The sequence below is a fragment of the Arthrobacter sp. 01T428 genome (assembly GCF_056398685.1).
Map to the genome: position 1 here is coordinate 42,364 of NZ_JBFTPW010000008.1, position 12,528 is coordinate 54,891.

The 12,528-nt window shown below is 62.5% G+C and carries 15 protein-coding genes; 3 read left to right on the top strand and 12 right to left on the bottom strand.

Annotated features, from left to right (window positions below):
• Window positions 1–8: 8 nt before the first annotated feature.
• The 4 genes from AC1DJB_RS10925 to AC1DJB_RS10940 form a co-directional block, all read right to left on the bottom strand.
• The gene (locus tag AC1DJB_RS10925) at window positions 9–1,151 is read right to left on the bottom strand and encodes an FAD-dependent oxidoreductase (RefSeq protein WP_441438232.1); all 1,143 of its coding nucleotides are present in this window, start codon (window positions 1,149–1,151) and stop codon (window positions 9–11) included.
• 67 nt (window positions 1,152–1,218) lie between these two features.
• Window positions 1,219–2,472 (bottom strand): RNA polymerase sigma factor, encoded by a 1,254-nt coding sequence (locus tag AC1DJB_RS10930; RefSeq protein ID WP_476910242.1) that lies wholly within the window; start codon window positions 2,470–2,472, stop codon window positions 1,219–1,221.
• 7 nt (window positions 2,473–2,479) lie between these two features.
• On the bottom strand, window positions 2,480–2,899 hold the full coding sequence (locus AC1DJB_RS10935) for a YciI family protein (protein WP_284991761.1): 420 nt from the start codon (window positions 2,897–2,899) through the stop codon (window positions 2,480–2,482).
• Window positions 2,900–3,132: 233 nt separating this feature from the next.
• A complete protein-coding gene (locus tag AC1DJB_RS10940; RefSeq protein WP_059388057.1) occupies window positions 3,133–4,542 on the bottom strand; it encodes an MFS transporter in 1,410 nt (469 codons plus the stop codon).
• 1,278 nt (window positions 4,543–5,820) lie between these two features.
• Here AC1DJB_RS10940 and AC1DJB_RS10945 point away from each other — a divergent pair.
• Window positions 5,821–5,916 (top strand): MYXO-CTERM sorting domain-containing protein, encoded by a 96-nt coding sequence (locus tag AC1DJB_RS10945; protein WP_113990585.1) that lies wholly within the window; start codon window positions 5,821–5,823, stop codon window positions 5,914–5,916.
• Between the two features lie 127 nt (window positions 5,917–6,043).
• Here the strand turns inward: AC1DJB_RS10945 and AC1DJB_RS10950 are convergent, their stop codons facing one another.
• Entirely contained in the window at window positions 6,044–6,607 is a 564-nt protein-coding gene (locus AC1DJB_RS10950) for a hypothetical protein (RefSeq protein WP_059388055.1), read from the bottom strand.
• A gap of 295 nt (window positions 6,608–6,902) precedes the next feature.
• On the opposite strand from AC1DJB_RS10950, the gene AC1DJB_RS10955 reads away from it, so the two are divergent.
• Window positions 6,903–7,262 carry a hypothetical protein gene (locus tag AC1DJB_RS10955; protein ID WP_332601595.1) on the top strand — a complete coding sequence of 120 codons (360 nt, stop codon included), beginning with the start codon at window positions 6,903–6,905 and terminating at the stop codon, window positions 7,260–7,262.
• A 137-nt stretch (window positions 7,263–7,399) separates the two neighbouring features.
• Here AC1DJB_RS10955 and AC1DJB_RS10960 read toward each other — a convergent pair whose 3' ends face one another.
• The 6 genes from AC1DJB_RS10960 to AC1DJB_RS10985 all read right to left on the bottom strand — a co-directional run bounded on the left by AC1DJB_RS10960 (window position 7,400) and on the right by AC1DJB_RS10985 (window position 10,710).
• Window positions 7,400–7,810 (bottom strand): tRNA (adenosine(37)-N6)-threonylcarbamoyltransferase complex ATPase subunit type 1 TsaE, encoded by a 411-nt coding sequence (locus tag AC1DJB_RS10960; protein ID WP_332601594.1) that lies wholly within the window; start codon window positions 7,808–7,810, stop codon window positions 7,400–7,402.
• A 70-nt stretch (window positions 7,811–7,880) separates the two neighbouring features.
• Window positions 7,881–8,147, bottom strand: a complete 267-nt coding sequence (locus AC1DJB_RS10965; RefSeq protein ID WP_441438230.1) for a hypothetical protein — start codon at window positions 8,145–8,147, stop codon at window positions 7,881–7,883.
• 99 nt (window positions 8,148–8,246) lie between these two features.
• On the bottom strand, window positions 8,247–8,612 hold the full coding sequence (locus tag AC1DJB_RS10970) for a GNAT family N-acetyltransferase (RefSeq protein WP_332601592.1): 366 nt from the start codon (window positions 8,610–8,612) through the stop codon (window positions 8,247–8,249).
• Between the two features lie 127 nt (window positions 8,613–8,739).
• On the bottom strand, window positions 8,740–9,264 hold the full coding sequence (locus tag AC1DJB_RS10975) for an adenylyl-sulfate kinase (protein WP_476910243.1): 525 nt from the start codon (window positions 9,262–9,264) through the stop codon (window positions 8,740–8,742).
• Between the two features lie 183 nt (window positions 9,265–9,447).
• Entirely contained in the window at window positions 9,448–10,074 is a 627-nt protein-coding gene (locus AC1DJB_RS10980; RefSeq protein WP_332601590.1) for a 2'-5' RNA ligase family protein, read from the bottom strand.
• 111 nt (window positions 10,075–10,185) lie between these two features.
• Entirely contained in the window at window positions 10,186–10,710 is a 525-nt protein-coding gene (locus AC1DJB_RS10985) for an AAA family ATPase (protein ID WP_332601589.1), read from the bottom strand.
• Window positions 10,711–10,850: 140 nt separating this feature from the next.
• Here AC1DJB_RS10985 and AC1DJB_RS10990 point away from each other — a divergent pair, with 140 nt between their 5' ends.
• A complete protein-coding gene (locus AC1DJB_RS10990; protein WP_332601588.1) occupies window positions 10,851–11,198 on the top strand; it encodes a hypothetical protein in 348 nt (115 codons plus the stop codon).
• 66 nt (window positions 11,199–11,264) lie between these two features.
• Here AC1DJB_RS10990 and AC1DJB_RS10995 read toward each other — a convergent pair whose 3' ends face one another.
• Window positions 11,265–12,158, bottom strand: a complete 894-nt coding sequence (locus tag AC1DJB_RS10995; RefSeq protein ID WP_441438228.1) for an alpha/beta hydrolase — start codon at window positions 12,156–12,158, stop codon at window positions 11,265–11,267.
• Window positions 12,159–12,528: the final 370 nt, after the last annotated feature.

A 12,528-nucleotide genomic window follows, 5' to 3' on the forward strand; every position in this document is an offset into this window, starting at 1 on the left:
TTCGTCGCTTATCGCCGCGAATCCGGGGCTTGTCGGGTGTTCCGAAAGGGGAGCGCGTTCAACACAGCATTGCGGATCGTGATGCCCGATTGCGTTTTGGGTACGAGGAGGCGCGATGCGATGCCGGCGCCCCGTTGTAGCGAGTGCACGTGTTTGCGGTGGCTGCGTTCATAGACGGCGAAAGCGGCGGTGTGGTCATCCGGGTAGGCAGCAATCGCGTCGGCGAGGGTCTTGGCTCCAACGATCGCGCTGCTGGATCCTTCACCGAACAGCGAGATGCAACTCGCCGCGTCACCGAGCAGCACCACGCGGCCGGCAGACCACTGCGGTACGTCCATGCGGGTGACTGCGTCGAAGTACCTTTCGTCGGACGCGCCCCATTCCTCGAGCGCGAGCGGGGTGAGCCATCCGCCGTCGGCGTAGGTGGACTCGACGAGGCGTCTGCCTTGGTCCGCGTCGCGGTAGTCGAAATGGTGCTGCCCCCGGAAGATGAATGCGAACCCGGGCTTCCCGCCCGCCGGGTGGATGGTCAAGGAGGTTCCCGGTTCGTTGTACATCAGCACAATGCGCGGATCTTGGATCGGTGCAGGGGCGCGCACGGTGCCCACGAACATGCCGAATGGGCGGGAAAAGCGTTCTTCGGGGCCGAATACCAAGCGCCGAACGGCGGAGTGGAGCCCGTCGGACCCGACGACCAGGTCGAAGCGACGGGAAGGAGTCCGCCGAAACTCGACGTCGATTCCGCCGTCGTCCTGGTGCAAGGCGGTGATCGAGTCGTCCCGGATGATGCGGCTTGTCTCCTGGGCCTTCTCAAGCAACAGGCCGACGAGGTCGGTGCGTGCGACCTCGACCTCGACCTCTCCGTCGCGGTCGGCGCGTTGCCGGGTGGGGATGGTGGCCTGCGGCCGCCCGTCGGCATCGACGAAGACCAGGCGTTCGACACCAGTGGCGGCCTCCTCCAGGCGCGACCAGATGCCCATTTGCCGTGTAATAGCGACCGCGTCTCCGCGTACGTCGATGGGGTTGCCACTAGATCGCGCATCGGCCGATCGTTCCACAATCGTGACTGACCAACCAGCCTTCGCCAGCCAGTACGCGGCGGTCAAGCCGGCAATGCCGCCACCGGAGACAAGTACGCTTCGATCCACCATGCCCTCATTCAAGCACTCAACACCAGGGGTGGTCTTCGGGCGTTGCCGCGGTCGACGGCGGCCCCCTTCATGGTTGGCTGACGCCGTCGATCTTGCGCTCGAGCGCAGCTCGTTCGGCGGCGTTCCTGCACAGCTCAACGGCCTGCAGGAGAGCGGACCGCGCTTCGTCTCGACGACCGAGCCGGGTGAGCATCGCGCCGCGGATCGCGGGGAGCAGGTGCGAACCCGTCAGTTCGCCCCGTGACGAGATCGCGTCTACCAGCTCGAGACCCTCCGCGGGGCCGGTGGCCATCGCGACCGCGACCGCTAGGTTGAGTTCGATGACGGGCGAAGGCGTCAGCCGTCCGAGGGCTTCATAGAGGATTACGATCCGCTGCCAGTCCGTTTCGGCAACCGAGCGAGCCACCGCGTGACACTCGGCGATGGCGGCTTGGAGGCCATATGCGCCCAGTCCACGTCCGGCCCCCACAGCCTGTGCCAGCGCCGCACGCCCGCGCCGGATCGCCGCCTGGTCCCACAGCCTCCGGTCCTGGTCCTCCAGAAGCACCGGGCGGCCGGACTCATCAAGTCGGGCCGGGAACCGGGCTGCCGTGAGTTCCAGCAGCGCGAGAAGACCGAATACCTCCGGCTCGGGCGCGAGCCGCACCAGGACGCGGGCCAGCCGGCGGGCCTCGCTGGCCAGATCGGTGCGGATCCACTCCTCGCCGCCCGATGCAAACGAGCCCTCCGTGAAGATGAGATAGACGACCTGAAGCACCGAGCCAAGCCGTTCGTTCAACTCCTGCCGTTCGGGCACAGCGAAGGGCACCTGTGCGGCGGCCAGCGTCTTCTTGGCCCGCGTGATGCGTGCCTGGATCGTCGCCACCGGAACCAGGAACGCCGTGGCGATCTCGTCGCTGCCCAGTCCGCCGACCACCCGCAGCGTCAAGGCGATCCGGGCCTCCTTCGACAGCACGGGGTGGCACGAGATAAACATCAACGCGAGCACGTCGTCATCAATCGCGTCAGGGTCGAACAGCGCGTCCGCCCCGGGCGTCGAGTCGTCCAGGCCCCGGGCGAGAAGAGCGTACCGTTCGTCGCGCCCGGCGCGCCGCCGGAAAGCATCGATGGCACGACGGCGGCCCGTAGTGAGCAGCCACCCTGCCGGCTGGGCCGGCACCCCGTTTACGGACCAGGACACCAGCGCCTCGGCGAGGGCTTCCTGGGCGAGATCTTCGGCCAGCGAGAAGTCCCCCGTATAGCGGGCGAGGGCGCCGACGATGCGGGCGGACTCCATCCGCCACACAGCCTCGACGGCGCCCCGCGCCTCTGCGCTGCTCACCGTCGACTCAGAGCTGCCCGGTCAGCTCGCGCCACGCCCGTTCCTTCTGGATCCACTTGTTGTCCTGCGGGAACTCATCGATCGTCGTCACGCGGCGGATCTCGGTCTTGCTACCCGCCGTGAGCGGCGCCCGCTTGGCCCACTCGACGGCCTCCTGCTTCGATGCGACATCAAGGATGTAGTAGCCGGCGAACAGCTCCTTGGTCTCTCCGTACGGGCCATCGGTGACAACCGGCGTCTCGCCGGTGAAGTCGACCACGACGCCCTCATTCGCGTCGTCCAGCCCCTCGGCCGCCAGCAGGACACCGGCACGAATCAACTCGTCGTTGAACTTTCCCATGGCATCCATGATTTCGGCGAAGTCCGTGTTCGCGAAGTTCGCGAAGGACTCGTCCGTGGGACGCATGATCAACATGTACTTGGCCATCGAATGCTCCTTGATTCCGGAAGGTCGCTTTTTCGACCTTCTCACCCACAGGTCGAACGGCGCGAGGCCGGATCGACACAGACCGGAGAATCTTTTTTTGTTTGCTTCCGCGGTGGACTGCTTGCCATCGTTCGACCAACGCTAGCTGACCAGCGGTGCCTGACCGTAGGGTCAAGGGCGCGCAGGCCCCCGCCCGTAAGGGGATCCTTGAACGGGACAGTCGGACGCCGGTGTCAGTGGGAGAAGTTTGCTGAGATCTCGGCGAGGGTGCGCCCCTTTGTCTCGGGCGCGAGCCATTGCGAGAGGGCTGCGCCGAGTAATGCGACGGCGGCGGCCACGACCATGCTTGGGCCCAGGCCGATGTTGCTGATCGCCCATGGCAGTGCAAAGGTGCCGAGTGCGGCTCCGATGCGGCTGAAGGCCGCGGCGAAGCCCATGCCGATGCCGCGCAGGTGGCCGGGGAATACCTCCGCCGGATAGACCTGGGTCATCGTGGTGTAGCCGGCATTGAAGAAGGAGAAGGCGAGAAACAGGACGAGCACGAGGATCGCTGGTGCGTTCGCCCAGACTCCGATGATCAGCAGGATGCCTGCGCAGAGCCACTGCCCGGGCACGGTGAGAATTCGACGGCCGAGCTTGTCAATCAGAAGCACGGTGGTGACAACACCCGCGGCCGCAAGTGCGGACAGGCCGACTCCGCCGGTCCAGCCGCCGAAGCCGAATTGGTTGAGCACGTCGTCGGCGAAGGTCGCGATCGCGAAGTACGGAGTGACCGCACAGAACCAAAAACCTGAGGTGAAGAGGGTGGTGCGCCAGTACTGCCTCGAGAACAGCATTCCGAAGGAGGCGCCCTTGATTTTGGTCCTACTCTGCGCGGCTTGGGCCTCCTGGATCATCCTCAGATCCATCTCTCCAGTGATGCTGTCGTGCATCTGGGGCGATTCGACATATCGGCGTGCTATCGCGAGTGCTTCCTCATGCCGTCCCTTCGTAATGAGCCAGCTCGGAGATTCGGGGAGGCCCAAGCGGGCGAGGAACAGGACGAATGCGAGTATCGTGCTTGTCCCGATTACGAGGCGCCATGGGGTGCCGGCGTCGTGCAGGAGCGTGCCGATGATGAATGCCATCATGAAACCGACGTACCAGGCGATCAGAGTCAGCCCGAGCAATCGCCCGCGGAGCTTTGGCGGGGAGAACTCTGATAGCAATGGCCCACCGATCGAGTACTCGCCGCCGATCGCGACGCCCATGAAGAACCGGATGGCGGCCAGCTGGATCACGGCCCCTTCTCCGGAAGTCACGAAGAACTGGGCCCCTGAGGCGACCAGGAACAGGCCCATGTCCACCATGAACATGGGCTTTCGTCCGAACTTGTCAGTAGCCCAGCCGGCCAGCGGGGAGCCGACGAAGATACCAACCAGCGGGCCTGCAGCAATCATGCCCAGAGATAGTGCGTCGAGCTGGAGATCTGACCGCATGAGTCCGCTGACGGGGCCGATAATTCCGAGGATGTAACCATCGAGGAACATCCCGCCGATGAAGACAGCGACAAGCCGCACCATGAAGCGGCGCTTGAACTTGGAGCTGGTCTCTCTTGATATGGAGGTGTCGACGGAGGCCGTCGTCCCGGTCGGATAGATCATTGAGATTTGTTCCCTTCTGACGTCAGCGCAAACCGCTGACGCCGTTTCCTAGACGCACGGACAGCCGCAGCCCTTAGCGACCGGTGGACGATGCCGATTGGCTTGACGCCAGCCGATATGGCCGCGCAGGACTCGCGAGATGATTTCGGCGTCGTCATGTATCACTGCTGCCCAATGTGACATATGACTCATATATCAGAGAACTCTATGGGTGCGATCCTCACCCGGTCAAGAGTTTGATGTGTAAATTGGTTGTATCCGTCGGCTCACGGGGTCTGTCTGAACCGGCGCAGGTTCCGTCAACGTGCATGCCAGGCGGACGCTCTGAGCCAACATTTAGTGCTGCCAGACTCGGCAGCGTACGCCGGAGACTTTGGGCTTGCTTCGGGGAGGGCTGCACTCCGGCCCGGGTAATCAGGACACCCGACGGCAGGTGGCTGGTACCGCAGTCTGCGCCTTTCCTGATGCCGCCCGTCAGAGTCACGTCTGTGTTTGTCGACGCTGTGGACTCTTCAGGTGTCCGTGTGGCGCGTGCTCCCGAATAGAAACGGAGCCGATAGGGGAGCACCCTGACGGCCCCGAATGCGGCGGACCAGTGCGGTTCAATCCAGTACAAGTGCCGTCTGGTTGAAAACAAATGGCCTCGACCACGCGACGACCTCACGACTTCGGACCTGCAACTCGTTCTTCAGCAGGCTCGTCCTGGGTCGAGACTGTGGACTTCACGCGCCCAGGGGCCACCGTCCGTCCGGGTTAGGGATCCCGCACCGGAACGCCTAGGATCTCGGTTCTATTCGAAAGGCACCGTCGGCGAGTCGGACGATTTCCACAACGGCACGGACCGGCCGAATGGGGGACTGTCCGCAGAGAAAAACCAGGCCAACGACCAGGAAGGCGAAGGCGAACACGCTCAACCCAGCGCGCCACAGCAGACGCCGGCGGAGACGCGAGCCCGACCATCTGGGCGCGGCCGCAAGAGGCAGGGCGGTCGCGGGCAGCAGCAGATCATCAGGCAGCTGAACGGTTTCCGCTTGCATCGTCCCCCAGATCATCGACTGGAATCAGTGTATGTTCAGCACCCGCGGACGCGACCGGAGAACATGCGGTCCTGAAACTACCATCGCTTTGGATCCCACTTGCGTTCAAAGCTAAATCCTCCAACAAGGCTCCCGCGGGCGGGATGGCATTCACTGCTTTCGCCAGGTTTTCATTCAGCACCCAGAACACCGCGTACGCTGTGTAGTCAGTAGCCAATTGAGGCCGTAGAGGAGTTCTAGCGTGCTCAACAATGGAAGCGCAGGGGTCAGCGTCGGAGCATTGGTTGCTGTGGCCGCTGCCTTGTACATCGTGCTGGTGGTACGCCGCAGGAAGTGAATGCCCCTTCGCAAACGTCCTCGCGAGGGATCCCTGCCCGTGCATTCTGCGGATAGTCGGCTTGTTGACGCGGCACCCGGAGGGCGTTGACTGCCCGGCCGACGAGTCAGTCGCTATCCAGGCCGGATCAGTCGATGGCGGCCATGATGGTGGCCAGGGCATCGTCGGCGGTGGCGCCGGGGACGTACGTCACCGACGCTGTGTAGATCTGGTCCGGGGTGCAGAGGATAGCCTCGCTGTAGGAGCTGTCGTGTGCCGCTATCCACGCAGACCAATGACGGTCCTGAGTCCAGTTAGCGATGATCTTGACGGTGCCGGGTCCCAGCTTTCCGCCATCGCATTGTTCGGTAAAGACGGCCCGGTCGTCGTCGTTTTTCAAAGTCAGCGCCTCCAAGGTGACACGCGGATGGTAGGGGTCACCGTCGACGGTGTACCAGCAGCTGAGAAAGCCCGTGGCCTCCTGCGTCTCCGGGTGTGGCCCGTACAGCGGGAGGTCGGGGAACTTGGACAGGTAGGTCCCGGCGTTCTCACAGAACTGAGCGGACGGCTGACCGGTGACGGGGATCTTGCCTGAAGGCCCTGACGAACTTGGGCTGGGTGCGGGACTGGGGTGGATCATCGGCAGCAAAGGCGCGCAGCCGGACAAACTGAGCGTTATGACGGCCAACCCAGCGGCGCCGCGTAGCTGCATGACATCCCCCTTGCGTCAGCGATGGTTCACGGTAGCAGGCGCATGGCCGGCGTCGGTAGGGGCCCGTCCGAAGTGACCGCAAGCCAGTGCCTCGCCGTATACCGCGGTGCCCGAATAGGGATCCCTCACCGTGCACCTGGACAGAACCAGTGGAGCGGCGCGGAGAGGGATCGGCGAGGTTAGACTCACGTGAAAGCATCAGGGCCTCGGCTATCGCGCTACGGCCTCGGTTGTGCAATAGATCCAACAGCGGACCAGGATCGGTCTGATTCATTTCGACAATGGGGCGGGGAAAATGAACATCGAGGCCTTGGCCGCAACGGGCAAATACAGCAACGCCACCCTGGAAGCCTACACACGGTTCCAAAAGGGCATGCTGATCAGGACCGGTCTCCTTCTCGGCGAGATGATCATCATCATGATTACGCTTGCTAGCCTTCGACCTGACGTGAGCAGCCCGTTCTTTTGGGTTCCTATTGGTGTGATGTGGCTGTCTGTTCTGACCTATGCCGTCTTGTGGGTTCCGGGATATTGGAGGATCGTTCGCTCATCCGCCGCCGATCGCAAACGGCGAAAGCAGGGCTTGCCCCCCGAGCCGCTCGAACCCGTTGTGGTCGTCAACCCATCGAACAATCGGGCGGGAGCCACAGGCTAGGAATAGCCCGCTTGAACTCTGAGGCGAGACCACCCGAAGCGAACAGTGTCCGGTGAGGATCGACTATCGGGCGTCCGCGCCGAGAATGCGCGCCACGATTCGGCTCGCCGATTCCGATGCATTGATGCGCTCTTCTTCTACGAAAGATAACGGCTGCCAGCCGTGGTACCAGGCCCGCAATCCTTCTTGCTGAAGTCTGTCGCTTGTGGCCGCGTAGCGTGCCTGCGGACGTTTTCATCGAACGTAAGGTCGAAGGCAAAGAACCTCGCGTCGTTGCGCTGGGCGGCGACCCGTTGGAGCATCGCCGAATACCACTCCGCGTTGAATATGCCTTCGAGGATGACGTGATGCCCTGCACTGAGGCAGTGAGCTGCCGCGGCTTCGAGAAGGTCTGCGTGGGCGAGGCTCTCCTGTTCCCGCTCGCGGTACACGACCCGCCGGAAATGATCTTGACTGAGGATAGCAGTCGGCCATCCCAGCGCTTGTTGTAGCCCCGCTGCGATGGTGCTCTTACCGGAACCGGAGTTACCACGCAGGACAACGAGCATGTTTCGAACGTAACAGAGGGATGCCCGAAACGGATCCTTTACCGGGTATCACTGGCCTCGCACCGCCGGTTCAGGCAGCCAGGGTCGCCCAGATGAGACCGGCAGTGCATACAACCAGGCCGGCTGTCGCCACGACGAGGGCCCACGAGGCGGTGCGAATTCGTTCGGACATCCGCTGATCGAGTTTGGCGCGCTGCTCTATTACCCAGACGTCGAGGGATTGCTGTGCACCCCAAGCGACGTCTTGCCCCCCGACGTGCCGCAAAAGCTTGCCAATTCTTTCCGGGTCCTCCGCCGTTGGCTCGGGAATCTGGTGGTCGATCTGTGGTCGTCGCATGCTCAAGAATCGCATAAAGCCGACGAACTCATTTCGCATGACCATCCCCGACAGCGCCACGCAGCCGGCCGCACCCTTTCCGAGAGCTAAAGGGCCTTCTTATAGAAGGTTGCGGCGTCCTCGTATGCGAGGGCAAGATAGATATCGTCGGCCCTCCGGCTTGCTAGCGCCACATAAGACGACCCTTGCGCCTTGCGCCCACGACTCGACTTCAGTCATCAGAGCCTGTCCAACACCTTGCCGTCGTGCTCGCTTGGTCACCATGACCTCTTCGACCCAGGCAGCAGGACCGTTGGCAAGAAAGGTGGCCCGACAACGGGCTAAAAGATACCCAACGACGGACCCGTCATGCTGTTCGGCTATCAGAACGAGCGTCTCGGGCGCCTGGAGCGACGAACGGAAGGTTAGTTCAAGGCTTCCGGCTCTGGCACGAACGTTGTGGCGAAATCCTGAAGTAGAAGCCAAACGTTGTCCGCATCATTGATGACGGCGCGTCTGATCGTCATGGTGAGGTTTTGCATCTGGCACCTCACCGGGCGGAACTGTAGGCGAGGCCATCTGCAATGCGGTTCAGCGACCCACCTTTGATGACCTAGCTGGCCGGGACAGCTGTCCATCCGGTGAGGGACAGGAGATCACCAGCAATATCCTGGACGCTGCGGTTGTCAGTACGGCATCGCTGGACCCACTGCGGCGTGAGGAGCTCAAGTTCCCTCGCCGCGGCACTGCTGCGGTCAAGATGATCCTGAAGGTCGCTCCCCTGAACGCGCCCGCGCAGCCGAGTTGAGGATGTTGCATCAGTAGCGGTCAGCAGAACGGCGGTAATTCTGGGTTCATCTCCCATGGCGGCCGCCAATTCCTGGGAAAATCGGACGCTGACCGTGTTTGTGTAGATCATCCTCCGATATCCAAGGTCTCGATAGTTTGCCCAGATCGCGGCTAGGTTCCGCTCGGCCAGCTGATGCTCCCATGGACGGGGGAAGGCCAGATCAAGATTGTCGCCTTCAATCACGCAGTGTTTGATGTTCAGAACGGCGAGCTGCGCGTGGAGCTCAAACGCCACGGAGCTCTTCCCAACGCCAGAGCGACCCCCGATAAAAAGAACCTCGCTACGCATGTACACCCCTCGAGTATTGCCTAGAAGCCGCCCGAAGCAGCAGAAACGGTCGCTTACAGGTACTAATGCAAGCACCCTAGGCAGACAGGTAGTTCTCGAAGCGCCATGTGGCTATGTGGAACGGTGCCCGTTAGCTGATCCTTCAGCGTGCACGTCGCCGAAGCCAGGAGGCGTCCGCTTCGATTATTTGGCAGGGGGTTCGCTGAATGGGAAGCGAGATGTGGTGTCCCAGGTGAAGGTGCCTCGTTTGGCATCCTGGTGGACGGCTATGAGATGCATTTCGTTGATGGTCAGGGGAGGAAGGGCGGGTGCCCTCAGCTGGTCGGACGCTTGTTGAATGAGGGCGGTACTGCCTTCGGCCAGGGCGTAGCCCAGGGTGAGATGGGGGTTGAAGGGGGCTCCCGGCAGCGGTTGGCCCTTGTTGATGGTGTCAGCGGCCGCGTCGCGAACCGCCGCGGTCAGTTTCGCCCATGATGACGTACTGGTTCCTTTGACTCCAAGCGAGTAGTCATCCGCTTCCGGTTCGCCTAGCTCGATGCTGAACGGCTTGGTGTCGGCGGCGAGGCTCTTTAGCGTGGCCATGAAGGCATCCATATCTTCAGGGCTGACGTCGTCGGAGGTAACCGCGAACTGCTGCACCGTTGCATGCAGGTAGTTTGCTGGCTGGATGGAGCAGTAGTCGAACGCCTCCAGGACGCGCTGACGTTCTTCCAGCGCCGATCGGAGGTCGGGGGCGGGCAGTGCGTAGATGTGCAGGCGGTTCTGCATAGACGGCCACAAGGTGATGGGGTGCCCAAAGAAGCGCTTCACGGGTAAACCGTAGCGTCGTCGTATGAATCGGAGGTGAACCGACTGCCTGATGGGCAGCAAAACGCCCGCGCGCCTTGATGGTGGGCGTCAGTAGATCCGTCTGGAGTTCTCTCAGCGGCCAAGCACCGAATGCGCAATCTGCTGCGCGGCTTGGTTCGGTGTGATGTGTGTGGTGTCGATGACCTCGGCTTCATCGTGCAGCCAGGTACGAGCTGCCTCGGCGTATGGCTCCAAGTACGCGAAGCGGAACGTCGAGGGGCCGAGGTCTATGTCGTTCTGTATGCGGTCGCGGAGCGTGGCCTGGTCGGCGTGGAGCACGAAATGCTGGATCGGTATGCCGTATTCCGTAAGACCATCGCTGATCTCCCGCCAGTAGCTCTCGACCAGGACGGTCATCGGCATTACGAGTGTGCCTCCGGTGTATTCGAGCACGCGTCGAGCCGTTTCGACGACGAGCCTTCGCCACGGCTCCCAATGCTGGAAGTTGTCCGTTGCAGGAAGCCCCGGCTTGATGTCCATGAGCATCTCACCGACCTTCTCAGCGTCGAAAACGCGCGCGTCGGGCAGCAATTGCTGCACGAGCGCGCTCGTCGTCGTCTTTCCAGCGCCGTGGGTGCCGTTGAGCCAAACGATCATGAACCGAACTCTAGCGCCAAGAAGTGTCCTTCAAGGCGCGCCCGGTAGCCGATCGGCTTTCGGGCACCCCAAAACGGACTAGCTGCGGCGAAAGGGTGCGCCCATGGTGAGGGAAGAGCGACCCGTGCGATAGTTGCGGAGTGAAACGGGGGAAATGGGTTGCAGGCGGGGTCCTCGGCGCGGTCATTGTCGTTGCGCTCGTTGTAGTGGTGTTTCGGGTCTGGGACGTCCATCAGATGACCTCTGATTGGGCGCTCTGGCCAAAGGAGGTGCCATCGAAGGTCCAGTTCGCCAATCGTGACTACCAATGCGGGACGAATCCGATGCCAAACACGCACAACCTCGACGGAGTGACCAAGCAAGGAAAGACCGCGGGCGGAGCTGACATCTACTCAGCCGCACCAGGAACACAAAGCGGCACAGCGACTTGGATCGTGATCAAGACTGGCCAAGCCACCTACACCTGCGACCTCATGGGCGGCCCGTAGCCGCACTGAGCAAATCCCAAATGTCCGGTGGGGATCCTTTACCGGACGTTTGGACAAGAGGTGCTGTCACGAGATTGCGTCGACAAAGTGGGAGCAGGCAAGCTCCATCATCTCGGCGGGGAGCTCGTGCCCGCCATCAAACAGATGTGTGTCGCAGACTCCAGGGCCGAAGCCCGCGAGCACGGCGCGCACTCCGATAACTGGGAACCACGGATCAGCGGATCCGGCGGTGACAAGCACCTTCTGTCCGTGGAGCGCTCTCGCGAGCGCAGGCACGTCGCCGGCCGCCTCAAGGCCAGGGACGAACCATGCCGGATTGTGCTTGATGCGGTGAGATGCGAATGAGGCGACGGTGCCCAGACCGCAACTGACTACGCCAACGGAGAGGCGCGCATCGAACGCTAGGCTGAAGAGCGCCACCTGACCGCCAAGGGAATGGCCCATGATGCCCAGAATCCCGGCCATCCCGGGCTCCTCAACCAGCCACGTCGTCAGAGTTGCGATGTCTTTGGCGTGCTTGGCCTGAAGGCTGCTGCCTTGTGCTATACGCATGAGCGCATCGAGCTGCTCGTCATCCGTGCCAGCGGGCGACCAACCCCGTTGACGCTCCTCGAAGCCGATCAAGTCCGGGATGAGCACCCGGACTCCGCGTTCGGCGAGCCGGAACCCGTATGCCATCGAAGGATCACCGCAGAGACCGGCCACTTCGCTCTTGCCGATCGAGAACTTACCGGCATGCTGGTGGACCGCGATCACAGTCCTTCCGGCGGGCGCCTCAGGGCTCAGAAGCAGGCATGGGACGGTGTCACCGTCGCTCGTGTCCACTTCGACCCGTTCCAGGGCGATCGAACCAACAGGGTCAAGCGGGCAACGGCGCACGGCCGCCGGGCGGAGAAGCTCAGGGGATTCCAAGCCCAGCAGCCGACGGACCCATTCGCGGTTCCCTGACAGGTTTTCCATGAGCCCATGGTCTCAGCCAGTCACTGCTCCGGTCACAAGCAGCGCACGCTTAGGGATGGTATTCCCGCCTTTGGAGCGTATATCGCGTCTTTTCGGCGAAAGCGAGATCTTCATTCGAGGCCTTGCGGCCGTCCGGCTGATAGCGTGAGCGGCATGATTGGACGGCTTGAGCTGTTGCGGATGCTTGAGGCTGCATCGTCTTCTATGAGTGGGATCGCCGAGGTGACGCATGCGGTCGCAGCGATGAAGACAGATTACCTCGGCTTGAGTTATGTCCCAGCCGCAAAGTTGCTGGCCGTGTACCAGCGGCGCAGGGCAAGGTTGCCGGACGCGCATCCGACATCGACGGCCGTCGACTGGTTGCTCAATG

What these genes read in the sequence shown, in the direction of transcription:
- AC1DJB_RS10925 (WP_441438232.1), bottom strand. Translation starts at nt 1,151, where the DNA reads ATGGTGGATCGAAGCGTACTTGTCTCCGGTGGCGGCATTGCCGGCTTG.
- AC1DJB_RS10935 (WP_284991761.1), bottom strand. Translation starts at nt 2,899, where the DNA reads ATGGCCAAGTACATGTTGATCATGCGTCCCACGGACGAGTCCTTCGCG.
- AC1DJB_RS10940 (WP_059388057.1), bottom strand. Translation starts at nt 4,542, where the DNA reads ATGATCTATCCGACCGGGACGACGGCCTCCGTCGACACCTCCATATCA.
- AC1DJB_RS10950 (WP_059388055.1), bottom strand. Translation starts at nt 6,607, where the DNA reads ATGCAGCTACGCGGCGCCGCTGGGTTGGCCGTCATAACGCTCAGTTTG.
- AC1DJB_RS10955 (WP_332601595.1), top strand. Translation starts at nt 6,903, where the DNA reads ATGAACATCGAGGCCTTGGCCGCAACGGGCAAATACAGCAACGCCACC.
- AC1DJB_RS10960 (WP_332601594.1), bottom strand. Translation starts at nt 7,810, where the DNA reads ATGCTCGTTGTCCTGCGTGGTAACTCCGGTTCCGGTAAGAGCACCATC.
- AC1DJB_RS10965 (WP_441438230.1), bottom strand. Translation starts at nt 8,147, where the DNA reads ATGCGACGACCACAGATCGACCACCAGATTCCCGAGCCAACGGCGGAG.
- AC1DJB_RS10975 (WP_476910243.1), bottom strand. Translation starts at nt 9,264, where the DNA reads ATGCGTAGCGAGGTTCTTTTTATCGGGGGTCGCTCTGGCGTTGGGAAG.
- AC1DJB_RS10985 (WP_332601589.1), bottom strand. Translation starts at nt 10,710, where the DNA reads ATGATCGTTTGGCTCAACGGCACCCACGGCGCTGGAAAGACGACGACG.
- AC1DJB_RS10995 (WP_441438228.1), bottom strand. Translation starts at nt 12,158, where the DNA reads ATGGAAAACCTGTCAGGGAACCGCGAATGGGTCCGTCGGCTGCTGGGC.